Here is a 19,439-nt window from a genome sequence, read left to right on the forward strand (position 1 = left end):
CGGCGTCGCCGGCCGTACCCTGGTTACCTGGAGCCCCCATGCGCCCCGTCCTGGTCCTGCTGCACCGCTATGTCGGTCTGGCTACCGCGCTGTTCCTTTTCCTCGCCGGTCTCACCGGTAGCCTGCTGGCCTTCCATCATGAACTCGACGAATGGCTGAACCCCGGCTTCTACGCCGTGGGCGAGGGCGGTGAGCGCCTTTCCCCGGGCAGCCTGGTGCAACGCGTCGAGGCACGCTATCCGCGACAACTGGTGTGGTACATGGAGTATCCCGAGGCGGGCGGGCATCCGGCGTTGCTCGCCACCGTGCCGCGCGATGCCGGCGCCAAGGTCGAGCACGACGTGTTCTACCTCGACCCGGTCAGCGGCGAGGAAGTCGGCAAGCGCCTCTGGGGGGCCTGCTGCTTCCAGCCGGCGAACCTGGTTCCCTGGGTCCTGGAGTTCCACCACAACCTGACCCTGCCGGGGAACTGGGGCCTGTACCTGATGGGCGGGGTGGCGATGTTCTGGTTCCTCGACTGCTTCGTCGGCGCCTGGCTGACCCTGCCGCGCGGCCGGCCGTTCTGGAGCAAGTGGGCGACCGCCTGGAAGATCAAGCGCGGCAACGCCTACCGCTTCAACTTCGACCTGCATCGCGCCGGCGGCCTCTGGCTCTGGCTGCTGCTGGCGCCGGTGGCGCTGAGCAGCGTCGCCCTGAACCTGCCGAGCCAGGTGTTCAAGCCGCTGGTATCGCTGTTCTCGCCGATCGAACCGAGCGTCTACGAGGCGCGCGGGCGGCTGCCCAGGGAGCAACTGGGGGAAACCCGCCTGGACTACGACCGCACCTTCCAGCTGGCTAGCGCTGAGGCGGCGCGGCTGGGCATCGCCGAGCCGATCGGCGAGCTGTACTACAGCTTCGAATACAACTTCTTCGGCGCCGGCTTCGGCGACCACGACGATCCCATGGGCAAGTCCTGGCTGTTCTTCCACGGCAGCGACGGCCGCCTGCTCGGCCAGGAAGTCGCCGGGCAGGGCAGTTGGGGAGAGCGTTTCTACCGCTTGCAGTACCCGATCCACGGCGGGCGCATCGCCGGCCTGCCGGGACGCATCGCCATCGCCGCCCTCGGCCTGGCCATCGCCGGGCTGTCGCTGACCGGTGTCTACATCTGGTGGCGCAAGCGCCGGGCGCGCCACTGGAACGGCCGTTAGCCGGCTGTTAGTCTGGCTGCCTCCCACACCACCAGAGGATGGACGAATGAACGCAAGGATCGCCGCATTGGGACTGCTCCTGCCCCTGGCCGCCGGCAGCGCCGTGGCCGCGGAGGAGGGCAGCTCGGTCAAGGATGCGGCCAAGGCCGCGGTGTCCTCGGCCATCGAGACCGGCAAGAACCTCCTCGGCGGGGTCAGCGAGGGCATCACCAGCGGTCGCCAGTCGGCCCAGGGCGCCGATGGCGCCAAGGTGGTCTCCGACAACGCCGGCTTCGCCGAGATCGGCCAGGTCGAAGTGCTCAAGACCGAGCCGCGCGACCAGCAACTGGCCGTCACCCTCGGCTTCAAGAACGACAGCGACGCCACCGTGCGCCTGATCAACCTGACCCAGACCGGCGCGCTGCTGGTGATCGACAACGACGGCTACTCCAACGCCCTGGTCGCCCTCGCCAACCCCGACGACGTCACCGTCCCGGCCAAGGCCGGCATCCGCCAGACCTTCGTCTTCGAAGGCGGCGCGGAAGGGATCAAGGCGGTGCGCCTATGGGGCAAGGACCTGCCGGTGAAGTGAGTTCGAGCCTGCTTTCTGCCGGGCCACGAGCGCAAATAATCAGCTCACCAGAACCCGGCCGAGCGCTGCCTGGAGACCGATAGGTCCTTCTCATTACGAAAATGACGACATGGCATCGATCCTGAAGCGTCCGCACAGCCAGAACGACACAATGAAGGCAAAGTGCCATTCCCTCCTGTCCCTGTTTGGATTAGCATTCCTACTTTTGGACTAATCCCCCCTCAACACGCCCATGTCGTTTAGCTATGCGGTGGATGTTGAAGGGAACTCGCAGGACATCGGATGTTGCGTTCCAGCTACCGAGTGGTTGTCGCTGGCTTGGTTTTACTGCCGCTTCTTGCCAGCGCCGCCCCCTTCACCTCTCCCGGCGACCGCGACCTGATCCGCGAGCGCCAGCAGCGCCTGCTGGACGAGCAGCGCAAGCGCCTGGAGGAACTCCAGCAACTGCCAGGTAACGAAGCGCCCTCGACGCCAGGCGGATCCGCTGGCGACGGACGTTGTTTCGACATCCGCCGCATCGAGCTCGAAGGCGCCGAGCACCTGGCGCAGGGCGCCCGCGACGAATTGCTGGCCCCCTACCAGGGCAAATGCCTGGGCGTGGGCCAGCTCAACGCGTTGCTCAAGACCATCACCGACCATTATCTGGATCGAGGCTACGTCACCACCCGTGCCTACCTGCCGCAGCAGGACCTGGCCTCCGGGACGCTGCGGGTGATCGTCGTCGAAGGCCGCCTGGAAGGTCTCGACAGCTCCGCGCTGGCCAGCCCGCGCGAGCTGGCGATGAGTTTTCCCGGCAAGACCGGCGAACTGCTCGACCTGCGCGAGCTGGAGCAACTGGTCGACCAGCTGGGCCGCCTGCCCTCGCGCCAGGCACAGCTGGAGCTGGTGCCCGGCAGCCAGGTCGGCGGCAGCCGGGTGCGTCTCAAGGGCGAGCGCGACAAGCCCTGGCGCGTCTCCGCCACGCGCAACAACGACGGCGACGTGAGCACCGGCGAGCAGCAGATGGGCCTCGGCCTGGACTGGGACAGCCCGCTGGGCCTGGCCGACCAGCTCAGCCTGCGCGCCAACCAGGACGCGGTGACCGACCGCTGGCGCCATTCCGACAGCCAGAGCCTGTTCTACAGCCTGCCCTGGGGCTGGTGGACCTTCACCTACGGCTACAGCCAGAGCGACTACCACACGCGCAACGAGACCAGCGGCTTCCCCTTCAAGCTCGACGGCGACAGCCGCAGCCACCAGTTCCGCGCCGAACGCGTGCTGCACCGCGACGGCGTGAGCAAGACCGCCATGAGCCTGGGGCTCAGCCACCAGCGCACCAACAACTATATCGAAGACACCCGCCTGGAAGACCAGAGCACACGGATCACCGAGACCCAGCTCGGCTTCAACCATGGCCGGCGGATCGGCAGCGGCTTCGTCAACCTCGACCTCGGCTGGCAGCAGGGCATCGGCGCCCTCGGTGCGCAGGGTCGCGGCCAGCCGCGGGGCGGCGATGCGCATGCGCGCTACGACAAGTACAGCCTGACCCTCAGCTACCTGCAGCCGTTCCAGCTGTGGGGCGAGCGCTTCAGCTTCGACAGCCTGGCCACCGGGCAGAGGAGCGAGGACGTGCTGTTCAGCCCGCAGCGCATCAGCCTCGGCGGCAACAGCTCGGTGCGCGGCTTCAAGGACCAGACCCTGACCGGCGACAGCGGCGGCTACTGGCGCAACCAGTTGCGCTGGCGGCGCGCGGTGCAGTGGGCGCCGCTGCGGCCCTGGCTGCAGGAATACGGCGTGGCCTTCGCCTACGACGTCGGCGTGATCCGCCACGACCGCTACAACGACGGCGCCAGCGGGCGCATGAGCGGCAACGCCATCGAACTGGATGCCCGCGGCCGATATTTCGCCGCCAGCGTCGGCTTCGCCCGCTCGCTGGAGCGGCCGAGCGTCATCGAGCGGCGCGAGCACCCGATCTATTTCCGGGTCGACGCGTTCTTCTGAAGACGCGGCGACCTCCTGAACGCTTTAGGAAAGCGCCTTCGTTCATCGAGGCCCTTTCCCTGGACAACCTTGCTTAACCTCGCCGGGCCCCTACCCGCCAAGGAGTGACGATATGGACATCCGCAGCCCCCTGAACCAGTGCATCGCCCTGACCCTGGCCGGCATCCTGTTCCTCGACCCGATCGTCGCGGCGGCGGCGCAGTTGGCGGTGGACGCGGCGGCCGGCGGCAATACCAGCCTCGGCCAGGCGGGCAACGGCGTGCCCATCGTCAACATCGCCACGCCCAATGGCGCCGGGCTGTCGAACAACCATTTCCGCGACTACAACGTCGGCGCCAACGGGCTGATCCTCAACAACGCCACCGGCAAGACCCAGGGCACCCAGCTCGGCGGGATCATCCTCGGCAACCCGAACCTGCAGGGCCAGGCGGCGCAGGTGATCCTCAACCAGGTCACCGGCGGCAACCGCAGCACCCTGGCCGGCTACACCGAGGTGGCCGGGCAGTCGGCGCGGGTGATCGTCGCCAACCCGCACGGCATCACCTGCCAGGGCTGCGGCTTCATCAACACGCCGCGCGCCACCCTCACCACCGGCAAGCCGATCATGGACGGCCAGCGCCTGGAGCGCTTCCAGGTGGACGGCGGCGACATCGCCATCGAAGGCGCCGAACTGAACGTCAGCAACCTCGAACAGTTCGACCTGATCACCCGCAGCGCCACGCTCAACGCCAAGCTCTACGCGAAGAACCTGAACATCGTCACCGGCCGCAACGACGTCCAGGCCGACAGCCTGCAGGCCACTCCGCGCGCCGCCGACGGCAGCGAAAAGCCGCGACTGGCGATCGACAGCTCGGCGCTGGGCGGGATGTACGCCGGGGCGATCCGCCTGGTCGGCACCGAGCAGGGCGTGGGGGTGAAGCTGGCCGGCGACATGGCCGCCAGCGGCGGCGACATCCGCATCGACGCCAGCGGCAGGCTGAGCCTGGCCCAGGCCTCCAGCCAGGGCGACCTGAAGATCGCGGCTCAGGCCGTGGAACTGAACGGCAAGACCTACGCCGGCGGTAGCGCCGAGATCCGCGGCGCGGAGGAGCTGGTCAACCGGCAGAGCCTGGCGGCGCGCGAGCGCATCGCGCTGGACGCCGCGCATATCGACAATACCGGGGTGATCGAGGCCGGCGTCGATCCGGACAACCGGCGCAACGCCCGCGGCGACCTCGAGCTGCGCAGCGGCACCCTGCGCAACGCCGGCAGCCTGGTAGCCAGCCGCACGCTGGAGGTCAGGGCCAGCCAGGCGCTGGACAATCAGGGCGGCAGCTTGAAGGGCGCGACCACCCGGGTGGCCGCCGGAGACCTGGACAACCGTGGCGGCAAGCTGCTCGCCGAGGGCGAACTGCGGGTCGCGGCGGCGAACCTGGACAACCGCCGGGGCGGGCTGTTGCAGAGCCGGGACAGGACCCGGATCACTCTCGCCAGCGAGCTGAACAACCAGGCCGGCCAGGTCGTCGGTCTGAACGAGCTGCAGGTCCAGGCTGCCGCACTGGACAATCGCAGTGCCGGTCTCCTTTCCAGCAAGGGAGACATGGACATCGAGGTCGCTCGTCTGGACAACAGTGCGGGCGGCAAGCTGGTCAGCGAGCGCCGTACGCTCCTGAAGGCGGATCGGCTCGATAATCGCAGCGGTCGCATCGTCGCCGGCCAGGATCTCGACTTGAGCTCTCGGTTGATCGACAACCGAGCGGGCGATATCTCCAGCACCTCGAGGGTGGTGGCGAGCGCTCGCGAACAGTTGGACAACCGCGGTGGCAAGATCGTCGGTGACAGTGGCTTGGACATCACAACGCCACGCATGCTCAACCAGGACAACGGAGTGCTCACCAGCCGCGATGGGCTGCGCCTGAGTGCTACGGAGTTATTCAACGGTGCGGGGGGCCTGCTGTCCAGCCAGAAGGGTATCGATGTCTCCCTGGCCGGTGCGTTCGATAACCAGGCCGGCAGCCTGGACAGCCGGGGCTTCCTGACGGTGAAGTCATCCCGGCTCGACAACCAGGGCGGTACGCTTTCCAGTGCAGGGGTATTGGCAATTACCAGCCAGGGCGCCCTGAACAATCAGGGCGGCAGACTGGCGAGCGACGCCGGACTTAGCTTGAGCAGCGCCAGCCTCGACAACAGCCAGGCCGGTGCGATCAGTGGCAAGGGGGCCGTGGAGATTCGTACCGGCAACCTGAACAACAGCCGGAAAGCCCGTATCGGCAGCGATGCGGGACTCACCCTGGTCGCCGCTCGGGTAGACAACAGCCAGGCGGGCCGGATCGCTGCCAAGGGTGCGATCGATGCGGCTCTCCAAGGGTTGGACCAGCATGACAGGGGCAACCTGGTCAGCGATACCGGCATCACGCTCGATCTGAACAAGGGAAGCCTGGTCAATCGCGCTCAAGGCCTGATCGCCACGCCTGGCACCTTGCTCCTGCGCCAACTCGGCGTGGTGGACAACAGCGGTGGGGAAATCTCCAGCGACCGCGCGTTCATTCTTGCCACCTCCGCGTTGAACAACCAGGGGGGACGCCTGCTCAGCGGCGGAGCCCTGACCTTGCGTATCGCGCAGGCCCTGGACAACAGCCTCGAGGGGATTGTCTCCGGTGCCGGAGGTCTGGATATCCAGGCATTCGTCCTGGACAACCGTAGTGGCTCCATCGGCAGCAAGGGCGCCATCGATATCGGTGTGAACCGCCTGGAAAACGACGCTGGCACGCTGATCGCCGAACGCGGCCTGAAGCTGGTAGCCGATGAGGCGAACAATTCCAAGGGGCGTATCGTCGCCAAGGATGATCTGCGTGCCAAACTCGGTGCGCTGGTGCAGAACGGGGGAGAGCTGACGACTCAGGGCGCGCTGGCCCTCGACGCCGACAAAGTCGACAACGGCGCTGGTCGCATCGCCGGCAACCGAGGTGTGGTCATCGATGCCCGGCAGGTGGACAACCGTGCCGGCGAGATTGCCAGCCAGGGCGTAGCGGCGCTGAACCTCACTGAGCAACTGGACAACCGTGGCGGCAAAGTCGTTGCTGACAATGGCCTGGGCATCACCACGCCACGCATGCTCAACCAGGACAAGGGGGTACTCGCCAGCCGCGATGGGCTGCGCCTGAGTGGTACCGAATTGTTCAATGGCAATGCCGGACTGCTCAGCAGTCAGAGACATATAGAGGTCACTCTGGACGGCGTGCTGGACAATCAGGGCAAGGGCGCGCTGCTCAGCGACGGCACCCTGACGGTGAGCGCCGGGCGCATACACAACCAGGACGCCACGCTGTCCAGCGCCGGTGCGCTGAGACTGAGCAGCCAGGAGGCGGTGGACAACCGTGGCGGCAAGTTGGTGACGGACTCCAGCCTGCGCCTGACCAGCGCCAGCCTGGACAACAGCCGATCAGGGATCATCAGTGCCAACGCTGCGGCGGAGATCCATACCGGGGTTCTGAACAACAGCCAGAAAGGCAATCTTGGCAGCAATGACGGGCTCGGCCTGATTGCTACTGAGGTGGATAACAGCCAGGAAGGCCGGATCACTGCCAAAGGCATGATCGACGCAACTATCAAGGGACTCGATCAGCAGGGCAAAGGGCGGCTGGTCAGTAATGCCGGCATCATACTCGACCTGAACGAGGGAACCCTGGCCAATGGCGCTCAGGGCCTGATCGCCACGCCTGGAACCTTGCTCCTGCGCCAACTCGGCATGGTGGACAACAGCGGCGGGGAAATTTCCAGCGACCGAGCCTTCACACTCACCACCTCCGCGCTGATCAACCAGGGCGGCCGCCTGCGCAGCGGCGGTGTACTGACGTTGCGCATCGCCCAGGCTCTGGACAACAGCCTCGAAGGTGTTCTCTCCGGCACCGGAGGCCTGGATATCCGGGCGCTTGCCCTGGACAACCGCAGTGGCTCCATCGGCAGCAAGGGCGCCGTCGATATCGACGTGTCCCGTTTGGAAAACGATGACGGCGACCTGCTTAGCGAAGGTCGTCTGAAACTGACTGCCGAGCGAGCGAACAGTGTCAGGGGACGGATCGCGGCCAGGGGTGACCTGCACGCCAGCGTGACAGCCTTTAACCAGGCGGGTGGCGAATTGAGCAGCGAGGGTGCGCTGATGCTCGAGGCCGATAGCCTCGACAACCGCAGCGGCGGTCTGGTCAGTGCTGATGGCAACCTGACCGTTTCCGCCCGGAGGATCGACAACCGTGCGGGCGAAATCGCCAGCCCGGGCCAGGTGACACTGGACGTCGCCGAGCAGTTGGACAACCGAGGCGGCAAGGCCATCGGCGATAGCGGACTTCGCCTCGTCGCGCCACGGGTACTCAACCAGGACGGCGGGGTACTCGCCAGTCGTGATGGGCTGCGCCTGAATGGCGCCGAACTGTTCAATGGCAACGGCGGCCTGCTCAGCAGCCAGCAAAGCATCGACGTCATTCTGGACGGCGTATTGGGCAATCAGGCGGGCAGCTTGAGCAGCCAGGGACGCCTGAGCGTGAAGAGCGGTCGGCTGGACAACCAGGGCGGTGCAGTCTCCAGCGCCGGGACCTTGTCGCTTTCCAGCCAGGGTGCGTTGAACAACCAGGGGGGCAGGGTGGTCACCGACGCTGGTGCCGTCCTGCATAGCGTCAGCCTCGACAACAGCCAGGGCGGCATCGTCAGCGCCAAGGGGGCCGCGGAGATCCGTACTGGCAGCCTCGACAATAGCCAGAAGGGCGGCATAGGCAGCGGTGCCGGGCTCGCGCTGGTCGCGGACCTGGTGGACAACAGCCAGAACGGCCGGATCACTGCCAAGGGGGCGATCGTTGCCAACCTGAAGGGGCTGGATCAGCAGGGCAGCGGCAGGCTGGTCAGCGATACGGCCATCGCACTCGATCTGCGCGGGGAGAACTGGTCAACCGTGCTCAGGGCCTGATCGCCACGCCTGGAACCTTGCTGCTGCGGCAACTGGGTGTCGTGGACAACAGTGGCGGTGGCGAGATCTCCAGCGATCGAAGCTTTACCCTCGCCGCGACCGCGCTGAGCAACCGGGGTGGCCGCGTGATCAGCGGCGACTCCCTGACCCTGCGCATCGCCCAAGCACTGGACAACAGCCTCCAAGGCGTTCTTTCCGCAAGCGGAGGGCTGGATGTCGCTGCACTCGTCTTCGACAACCATAGCGGCATCGTTGGTAGCAAGGGCGATACACGCATCGGGGTGAACCGCCTGGAGAACGAGGCAGGCCGCGTGGTCAGCGAAGGCGCCCTGGATCTGACCGCCAAGCAGGTGAGCAGCGCCAAGGGGCGCATTGCCGCGAAGGGCGATCTGCAGGTCACGGTTGGCACCCTGGAGCAGCAGGGTGGAGAACTGGCCAGTCAGGGGACGCTGACTCTCGACGCCGATAGCCTGGATAACCGCAATGGCGGCCTGGTGAGCGCCGATGGCGGGGTCACCGCCGAGGCACGCCAGATCGATAACCGCGGTGGGGAAATATCCAGCGTGGCCAAGGTGGCTCTGGCTGTCCGGGAACAATTGGACAACCGGGGGGGCAAGGTGATCGGCGACAGTGAGCTGAGCCTAACCGTGCAGCGCCTGCTGAACCAGGCCAAGGGTGTGCTCGCCAGTCGCGATGGATTGCACCTGGACGGCGCGGAACTGCTCAATGGCGATGGCGGCCTGCTCAGCAGCCAACGCCTGGTGGATGTAACGCTCAGTGGTGCATTGGACAACCAGGGGAGCGGTGCACTGGTCAGCGAAGGGTCGCTGACAGTGAAGGCCGGCCAGGTCAATAACCAGGCGGGGACTTTCTCCAGTGCGGGTAGCCTGCTCGTTACCAGCCGGGGCGAGTTGAACAACCAGGGTGGCAGGTTGGTGACCGATGCTGGAGCCACCCTGAACAGCACTGGCTTCGACAACAGCCGTGCGGGCCTGGTCAGTGCGAAAGGGGCTGTGGCCATTCGTACCGGAGCCCTGAACAACAGTCAGAAGGGATCCATTGGCGGCAATACGGGCGTCACCCTGGTCGCCGGGTTGGTCGACAACGGCCGGGAAGGACGGATCAGCACCAAGGGTACGCTCGACGCCAACCTGAAAGGGTTGCTTCAGCAGGGGGGAGGCTCGCTGGTCGGCGAGCGCGGTGTCACCCTCGATCTCAACGGTGGCACCCTGGACAACCACGACCTCGGTCTGGTTTCAACGCCTGGCGCGCTCCTGCTGCGCCAACTCGGCATGGTGGACAACAGCATCGGCGGAGAGATATCCAGCGACCGTGCTTTCACCCTCGCCGCCAACACACTGAACAATCAGGGCGGGCGGCTGATCAGCAGCGAAGCTTTGACCCTGCGCATCGCCAAGACACTGGACAACAGTCTCAAGGGGCAGGTCCTGGCGACCGACGGACTGGCCATCGAGTCTCAGGTCTTGGACAACCGTGCGGGAACCATCGGCAGCAAGGGTGATGCTCGTATCAGCGTGACCAGCCTGGACAACGCCGAACAAGGCAGCCTGGTGAGTGAAGGCCGCCTGGAGCTTGTAGCCGACCAGGTGAGCAACGGCAACCAAGGCCGTATCGCCGCCAGAGGCGTGCTGGAGGCGGCGGTCGGTACGCTGCTCCAGCAAGGCGGCGAGCTGGTCAGCCAGGGGAGCCTGGACCTTCGCGCCGACGTGCTCGACAACAGCCAGTCCGGGCTGATCGCCGCGAACGGCGGCATCGCTATCGAGGCGCGACAGGTCGACAACCGCGCCGGCGAGATTTCCAGCACCGCGAAGGTCGCCGTGAACGTCCGCGAGCAACTGGACAACCGCGCCGGCAAGGTCATCGGCGACGGCGGCCTGCGCCTCACCGTGCAGCGCCTGCTGAACCAGGCCAAGGGGGTGCTGGCCGGGCGCGATGGCCTGAGCCTGGACGGCGGCGAACTGTTCAACGGCGACGGCGGGCGGCTCGACAGCCAGAAAGGCCTGGGCGTGAGCCTGGACGGCGCGCTGGACAACCAGGGGGGCGCGCTGGTCAGCGAAGGCGCGCTGACGGCGCGATCCGCCAGCCTCGACAACCGTGGCGGCACCTTCTCCAGCGCCGGCCCGCTCACGCTGAGCAGCCGGGGCGCGCTGAACAACCAGGGCGGCAAGCTGCTCAGCGACGCCGGCGTGGCGCTGGACGGAGCCAGCCTCGACAACAGCCGCGCCGGGGTGATCAGCGCCAAGGGCGCGGTGGATATCCGCACCGGTGCGCTGGACAACAGCCAGAAGGGCACCATCGGCAGCAACGCCGGCATCACCCTGGCGGCCGCCCGGCTGGACAACGGCCAGCAGGGCCGGATCAGCGCCAAGGGCCTGCTCGACGCCAACCTGAAAGGCCTCGACCAGCGCGCAGGTGGCGCACTGGTCAGCGAAACCGGCGTCACCCTCGACCTCAATGGCGGCGCGCTGGTCAACCGCGACGGCGGCCTGATCGCCACGCCCGGCGCGCTGCTGCTGCGCCAGCTCGGCGCGGTGGACAACGGCGCGGGCGGGGAAATCTCCAGCGACCGCGCCTTCACCCTCGCCGCCGCCAGCCTGGACAACCGCGGCGGGCGCCTGATCGGCGCCGCCAGCCTGACCCTGCGCATCGCCCAGGCCCTGGACAACAGCCTGGCCGGGGTGATCTCCGGCGCCACCGGGCTGGACATTGAGGCCGGCAGTTTGGATAACAGCGCCAGGGGCACCCTGGCCAGCCGCGCCGGCATCGACCTGCGCGTCGCCGGCGCGCTGGACAACCACGCCGAAGGCACCGTTTCCGGCGCCCGCCTGACGCTCGCCAGCGCCTCGCTGGACAACAGCGGCAAGGGTCTGCTCTCCGGCAACGCCGGCCTGAGCGTCGCCACTGGCGCGCTGAACAACGCCCAGGGTGGTCAACTGGTCAGCCAGGGCGCCCTCGATGTCAGCAGCGCCGACCTCGACAACCGTGGCGGCGCCCTCAGTGGCAAGCAGTCGCTGACGCTGGGCGCCGGCAACCTGGACAACCGCGGCGGCTTGCTCACCAGCGACGGCGAACTGGAACTGACGGCAGGGCGCGTCGATTCCGCCGACGGCGGCGAAATCTCCGCCAGGGGCGACCTGCGCCTGACCGTCGAGCGCCTGCTGCAACGCCAGGGCCGGCTGATCGGCGAGCGCGGCGTCCGTCTCGACCTGCAGGGCGGCGACCTGGACAACCAGGGCGGCCTGATCAGCGCCCGTGGCCCGCTGAGCATCGAGCGGCTGAACGTCCTCGACAACCGCCAGGGCGGCGAGATTTCCAGCCAGCAGGGCTTCGAGCTGCTGGCCAGTCGCATCGACAACGGCCAGAAGGGCCGCATCATCAGCGCCGGGAAGCTGCGCCTGGTCGCCGACCAGCTGGGCAATGCCGGTGACGGCCTGTTCTCCGGCTGGGAAGGCCTGGCGGTCGAGGGCGGCAGCCTGGACAACAGCGCCGGCGGCACCCTGTCGAGCAAGAACGGTGAGCTGGCGGTCAGCCTCGCCGGCGCGCTGGACAACCACGGCCAAGGCGCCCTGGTCAGCAAGGGGGCGCAGCGGATCGCCGCCGCCCGCCTGGCCAACGCCGGCGGCATCGTCTCCGGCGAAAGCGACGTGACCCTGAGCATCGCCGGGAAGCTGGACAACGGCCAGGGCGGGCTGATCTCGGCGCAGCGCGCGCTGACCTTCGACCGCGCCAGCGCGGTGCTGAATAACGCCGGCGGCCAGGTCAACGGCGGCAGCCTGCTGCTCACGGGCGCCAGCCTGGACAACAGCGGCGGCCAGCTGATCAGCCAGGGCTGGCTCGAGGCGCTCCTCGGCGGCGCCCTGGTCAATACCGGCGGCGCGCGCTTGGCCAGCGGCGGCGACCTGCTGCTGCGCAGCGCCAGCGTCGACAACCGCGGCGGCAAGCTGGTCAGCCAGGGGCTGCTGGAACTCTTCGCCCAGGGCCTGGACAACAGCGCCTCCGGCACCCTCGCCAGCCAGGCCGACATGACCCTGCGCCTGGGCCAGGGCACCCTGCGCAACCAGCAGGACGGCCTGGTCTTCAGCCAGGCCGGCGCCCTCGACGTGCAGGCCGGCAGCCTGGACAACCGCCAGGGCACCCTCCAGGCCCAGGGCGACAACCGCCTGCGCCTCGACGCCGCGCTGGACAACCGGGACGGCCGTCTGGACAGCCGGGCCGGCAACCTCGACCTGCAGAGCGCCAGCCTCGACAACGGCGCCGGCGGCGTGCTCAACAGCGCCAAGGGCTGGCTGAAGCTGGTCACCGGGCTGTTCGACAACAGCGCCGGCATCACCCAGGCGCAGTCGCTGGAGATCCAGGCCCAGCAAGGCGTGCGCAACCAGAAGGGCCATCTCTCGGCGCTGGCCGGCGACAACCGCATCATCACCGCCGACTTCGACAACCAGGGCGGCGGCCTCTACGCCAGCGGCCTGCTCAGTGTCAGCGGCCAGCGCTTCCTCAACCAGGGCGCGGCGGCGGGCCAGGGCGGCAAGGTCGGCGCCGGGCGCGTCGACTTCAGCCTGGCCGGCGCGCTGGCCAACCGCTTCGGCCAGCTGGAAAGCGAAGGCGACCTGCTCCTGCGCGCCGCCTCGATCGACAACAGTGACGGCAGCCTGCGCGCCCTCGGCCGCAGCGGCAGCACGCGGCTGGTCGCTGGCGAGCTGAACAATGCCTACGGCGCGCTGGAAAGCGCCAACCAGGACCTCGACCTGCAACTGGGCAGCCTGGCCAACGCCGACGGGCGCATCCTGCACACCGGCAACGGCACCTTCGGCCTGGATTCCGGGCAGGTGATCCGCGCCGGCGGCGAGCTGACCACCAATGGCCTGCTGGACATCCGCGCCAGCGAATGGACCAACAGCAGCGTGCTGCAGGCCGGACGCCTGAACCTGGACATCGGCACCTTCCGCCAGACCGCCGAGGGCAAGCTGCTGGCCGTGCAGTCCTTCACCGGCCGCGGCGGCGACTGGAGCAACGACGGCCTGCTGGCCAGCGACGGCAGCTTGCGCCTCGACCTGAGCGGCGGCTACCGTGGCAACGGCCGCGCCACCAGCCTCGGCGACTTCGTCCTGAACGCCGCCAGCCTCGACCTCGGCACCGCCGCCAGCCTCGCCGGCGGCGCCAATGTCACGCTCGGCGCCGGCAACCTGCTGGTCAACCGTGGGCGGATCACCGCCGCCGGCGACCTCGTGGCCAGCGCCGCGAGCCTGAACAACTACGGCACCCTGGGCGGCGGCGGCCGCCTGCGGCTCAACGCGACCTCTCTGCGCAACGAGCGCGGGCTGCTGTTCAGCGGCGCCGACATGAGCCTGCGCGCCCGCGACATCACCAACCTCTACGCGGATGTGTACAGCCTCGGCAGGCTGGATATCGCCCGCGATGATGCCGGCAACCGTGCCGCCAGCCTGGAAAATATCTCGGCGAATATAGAAAGCTCTGGAGATACCAGGATTTCTGCCAGCAATATCGTAAATAAGAAAGAATTTTTTGAGGTGTCATCTGAGCTTGTTTCCAGTGCAATCGGGATGCGGAGAACGTCGCCTGGTAACGGCCACATGGTCTTGCTGGAGAATTACGAGTCGAGTCTGAAGGCTGATGCTCCATCCGCAAGTATTTCTGCAGGAGGGAGTCTCTATGTGCTGGGCTCAGATTTTCTCAATTCGGCATCCTATGTAACGGCTTCGAAAGACATCGATGTGCGTGTAGACAAATTTACCAATCAGGGCGCTACATTAGGAAAGTACTCGGTAAGGAGATCCTTCGAACACCCTTGGCTGCGCGAAGACAAAAGTATTCTGAGTTTTTGGCGCTCGGTAATGGAATATAATGCTTCGAATGATTCGCAATATCTTCCTTCCAGAAGAGGCGGGGCTCCAAATACCGTCAGTGGTGGATCCATACATTATTGGGATGAGAACTGGAATGAGTCGATTGCCTATACTGGTTGGAAAATGGGAGGGACGGCTAACCGAGAAACCCATGTGTTGATTGGTTGGCAAGATTACTGGACCTTTATTACACCTAGTAATTTTTATGGAATATTTCCTGAGGCGAAATATACAGAAGGTGTAAGGGTGCCACTTCCTGATGCAATAAGGAATGTCAATTACTTTGATGTTCTTACTGTTTCGGATGGTGCACAGAAAGGTGTGACTGATGCCGTTGTGCAGGCGGCGGGAAAGGTCAGTATCACGGCTAGCCAAGAGATAAATAATAGCGTCGTTCGAGAAGGACTGCCGGTATCGTCCGAGCTAGGGATAGCCTTGAATACACAAGTGTCGGCTAATACCTCATCTACTATTGTCAACTTGAACAGTCAACTGCCACCAGACTTGGCAAGGCAACAGATCAATCCTCTCACCTTGCCGGGCTTCAGCCTGCCTCAAGGCCAGAATGGGCTCTTCCGCCTGGCGTCCCAAGGAGCCCAGGTGAACCAGGCAAGTGGTGCTCTGAAATCCGCCAGCGATCTCACCCAGAGCGGCCATGGCGTATCTGTATCCGCACAGACAGGCAGTGGCGTAAGTGGCTGGAGTACCCAGGCGCGTCGTGTCGGCGATGAACGGGTCACCTCGCTTACCGGTTCCGCCTATCAAGGCCGGGTAGCTGAGGCTATCGATGCGCTACGGGCTTCCGCGCCAATCTCGGGCGGGGGGGGAAACACTGGCCGTTTCCAGACCGGTGAGAACCAGGCGACCACGGGACTGGGTGGACTCGTCGAGGGCAATGCATCGGGTCACAGCAACGGCATCATCCTCGCCGGTCTGCGCGGTGATCTACCTTCGTTCTCGAGCTCTCCCGCGGCTGATCGCGTACAAGGCGTAGCGCCCGGTCACGCTGGGAATGGAAATATTCTCGCCAATTGGCAGGACGCGCAGCCGGTGGTTCAGGCCTTGCCTTCGGCTGTTCGGGCGGACAGCCATCCTCGCTTCGAGAAATGGAGTCCCCTTCTTGCCGAATCTCCGGTTGGGCAGCCAGCGCTGCAAACCCTGCCGTCGGTTGCGCGCGTTGAGGGCGTGCCCAGCAATGCCACACCGAGCAACAGCCACAAGTATCTGATCGAGACCAACCCGGCGCTCACCGAGCTGAAGCAGTTCCTCAACTCGGACTACCTGCTCGGAGGCCTGGGTATCAATCCGGATGACAGCAAGAAGCGCCTGGGCGACGGTCTATACGAGCAGCGCCTGGTACGCGAAGCGATCGTCCAGCGTACGGGGCAGCGCTTCATCGCCGGATTGAACAGCGACGAAGCGATGTTCCGCTATCTGATGGACAACGCCATCGCCAGCAAGGACGTATTGGGACTGACCCCTGGCGTCACCCTCAGCGCCGCCCAGGTGGCGGCGCTGACCCACGACATCGTGTGGCTGGAAGAAGTCGAGGTGAATGGCGAAAAGGTCCTCGCCCCCGTGGTCTACCTGGCCCAGGCCGAGGGGCGGTTGGGCCCGAACGGCGCGCTGATCCAGGGGCGCGACGTGAACCTGATCACCGGCGGGGACCTGAGGAACGCCGGCACCCTGCGCGCGCAGAACGACCTCAGCGCGACAGCCGGCAACATCGACAACAGCGGCCTGATCGAGGCCGGCAACCGCCTCGACCTGCTGGCCAGCGGCTCCATCCGCAATGACCAGGGCGGCATCATTGCCGGGCGCGAGGTAAGCCTCTCCGCCCTTACCGGAGACGTCATCAATGAACGGACGGTGACCCAGCACCAGTCCTCCTACAGGGGAACCGGTACCACTGAGGCATTTGCCGATAGCGCCGCGCGTATCGAGGCTGCGCAGAAGCTGACCGTTTCGGCAGGACGCGATGTAGCCAATATTGGCGCTGTCATCGACAGCAAGGGCGACCTCGCCTTGCAAGGCGGCAGGGATGTCCTGGTTTCGGCTGCGGTAGCGGAGCGGGGCTGGACGGCAGGAAGCCAGGCATACCAGACCCAGACGACCCAGATGGGCGCCGAGGTCGTGGCGGGACGCGACATCAGCGTCAGCGCCGGACGCGATATCAGCGTCGTGGGCAGCCGCATCGACGCTCGTCGCGACGTGACATTCGAGGCGGGTCGCGATGTGGGCCTGGTCGCGGCTGCCAACGAAGAGCATGCCTATGGCAAGACCAAGAAGGTCACTTTCCAGGACGACAAGATCACCCAGCAGGCCACTCGCGTGGACGCTGGCGGCGACCTGGCGATCAATGCCGGACAGGACCTGCGGCTGGTCGCGAGCCAGGCCAGCGCCGGCGACGAAGCCTACCTGGTGGCTGGCGACAAGCTGGAGCTGCTGGCCGCCAACGACAGCAGTTACTACCTCTATGACAAGAAGAGCAAAGGCAGCTTCGGTAGCAAGAAGACCCGGCGCGACGAAATCACCGATGTGACGGCAGTGGGCAGCCAAATATCCAGCGGCGGTGACCTCACCCTGCTCAGCGGCGGCGACCAGACCTACCAGGGCGCGAAGCTGGAATCGGGCAACGACCTGGCCATCGTCAGCGGCGGCGCGGTGACCTTCGAGGCAGTGAAGGACCTGCACCAGGAGAGCCACGAGAAGAGCAAGGGCGACTTGGCGTGGCAGTCATCGAAGGGCAAGGGCCAGACCGACGAAACCGTACGCCAGACCCAGATCGTGGCCCAGGGCAACCTGGCGATCAAGGCCGTGGAAGGGCTGAAGATCGACCTCAAGCATATCGACCAGAAGACCGTGAGCCAGACCATCGACGCGATGGTGCAGGCGGATCCGCAACTGGCGTGGCTGAAGGAGATGGAGCAGCGTGGCGATGTGGATTGGCGGCGCGTGCAGGAACTGCATGACAGCTGGAAGTACAGCAACTCCGGGCTGGGCGTCGGCGCGCAGTTGGCGATAGCGATCGTCGTGACTTACTTCACGGCGGGCGCAGCCAGCGGGGCGATTGCAACGGCCGGGGCCGGAACCTCCATGGCAGGCGCGACCGCAGCCGCTACCGCTACGACTTCGGCGGGCTGGTTGAACGCGGCAGGTACCGCAGCGCTCAGCGGCATGGCCAGCAATGGAGCGATCAGCACCATCAACAACCGGGGAAACCTGGGGGATGTCGTCAAGGACGTGACCTCCAGCGATGCGCTGAGGGGCTATGTAGTCGCTGGCACAACTGCGGGGCTGACTGCCGGCGTCTACGACAAATGGACCTCGACCCAGACCGGCACCTCGACCGCTCTACCGAACACCGGGGCCGTGGCGCCCGCCGCAGGGTTGGGCACCTGGCAAGGCGTGGGCCAGTTCACCTCGAACCAGTTGCTGCAGAATGGTACTTCGGTGCTGTTGGACCGGGCGCTGGGCGGCAAGGGCAGCCTGGGCGATGCGTTGCAAAACAGCCTGGCAAATGCCTTTGCGGCCTACGGCTTCAAGCTGATTGGCGACACCACCCATGGCGTGCTGGACGACGGCAGCCTCGGCAAGATCGGCTTGCACGCCCTGATGGGAGGTCTGGCCGCCGAAGCGGTAGGTGGCGATTTCCGTACCGGAGCCCTGGCTGCGGGAGTCAACGAGGCGCTGGTGGATAGCCTCGCCAAGCAATACGCCAGCCTGCCCATCGATGACAAGAAGGGCCTGCTGACCATGAGTTCGCAGTTGATCGGCATGCTGGCGGCTTCGACGCAGGGCGATGCGGACGCCAAGAGCTTGCAGACGGGGGCCTGGGTGGCGGGGAATGCCACCCAACACAACTACCTCAGTCATTGGCAGGAGGAGAAGAAGCGGCAGGAGGTCGATGGCTGCAAGGACAAACCGCTCTGCAAAACCGGAATAGAAGCCAAATGGGCAATTATTTCGGCCCAGCAGGATGTCGGTATCGTCGTAGGTGTTGGAGGAGGCATCGGTCTTTCGACAGCTGAAACCGCAGTGGGTGTTTATGAGCTGGTCAAGAACTGGAGGGAAACCTATGCAGCTCTGGAGCAGTTGGCCACTTCGCCAGAGTTCCGGCAGCAATTTGGCGATAACTACCTGAAGGGGCTGGAGGAGCGCGCCGCATTCTTGACCCAGGCATACGAGGATGCCGGCTGGCAAGGTTCGGTCACAGCTGGTGTCGAGGGCGGTAGGTTCGCTGCGGAACTTGTTGGCGTTCTGACGGCAGTAAAAGGTGGCGCGCAGATAACCGCCAAGCTGCCAACAGCAGCCAAGAACCTGGTCAACGCGATTGCGGAGTCACCGGTTTCCGGTAGTATGAGTTCGCAGCTCGGGGCAGCGGGGGATTTGGGTCGGCTGGGTGGGGGGCCAAAAGGAACTGCTAATTTCCCGGAAGGGATGAGCTTCAATCCCAACATCAAGAATCACCTCAGCAATTTTGATGGCCTGACGCAGAAGAGTGGGATTAGCGGTACTCATAACCTAGATGCTTTCTCTCAGGCGGCATCCAGTAATGGGGTGAAGGTACTTAGTGAAACTCCTGGCTCGGTTAAGGGGATTACGACGATTGAATATCAGATTCCTGCATATGATCGTGCTGGGAACGTAATTGGCTATAAAGCGCAGCCTTTTACTAAGACTGTATATGATCCTAAAGTTATTTCTGATCAGAAGGTTCTAGATCTCGGGCAGCAAGCTGCTGCCAGTGGTTATGTAAAAGCGGTAGCTAGTGGTGATCGTTATTATGATAGTACGGCTGAAGGTATCACCTTTAGAGTTTATCTGGATGAAAGAACAGGAACTGTCCTTAATTTTCATCCGAAATAATAGGTGGTTCT

At 65.4% G+C, this 19,439-nt stretch carries 3 protein-coding genes and 1 pseudogene; all 4 read left to right on the plus strand.

The genetic code is table 11. The annotated features are described in order from the left end of the window. Positions 1–38: 38 nt before the first annotated feature. The 4 genes and pseudogenes from B7D75_RS12865 to B7D75_RS29555 all read left to right on the plus strand — a co-directional run bounded on the left by B7D75_RS12865 (position 39) and on the right by B7D75_RS29555 (position 19,428). On the plus strand, positions 39–1,187 hold the full coding sequence (locus B7D75_RS12865; protein ID WP_107114072.1) for a PepSY-associated TM helix domain-containing protein: 1,149 nt from the start codon (positions 39–41) through the stop codon (positions 1,185–1,187). 46 nt (positions 1,188–1,233) lie between these two features. Then, positions 1,234–1,758, plus strand: a complete 525-nt coding sequence (locus B7D75_RS12870) for a hypothetical protein (protein WP_003120098.1) — start codon at positions 1,234–1,236, stop codon at positions 1,756–1,758. Between the two features lie 282 nt (positions 1,759–2,040). Continuing rightward, entirely contained in the window at positions 2,041–3,738 is a 1,698-nt protein-coding gene (locus tag B7D75_RS12875) for a ShlB/FhaC/HecB family hemolysin secretion/activation protein (RefSeq protein ID WP_107114073.1), read from the plus strand. Positions 3,739–3,850: 112 nt separating this feature from the next. Continuing rightward, positions 3,851–19,428 (plus strand): annotated as a pseudogene (locus B7D75_RS29555) (two-partner secretion domain-containing protein). The last annotated feature ends 11 nt before the right edge of the window (positions 19,429–19,439 follow it).

It is taken from the genome of Pseudomonas paraeruginosa (assembly GCF_003025345.2).
In the GTDB taxonomy this organism is placed as follows: Bacteria; Pseudomonadota; Gammaproteobacteria; order Pseudomonadales; family Pseudomonadaceae; genus Pseudomonas; species Pseudomonas paraeruginosa.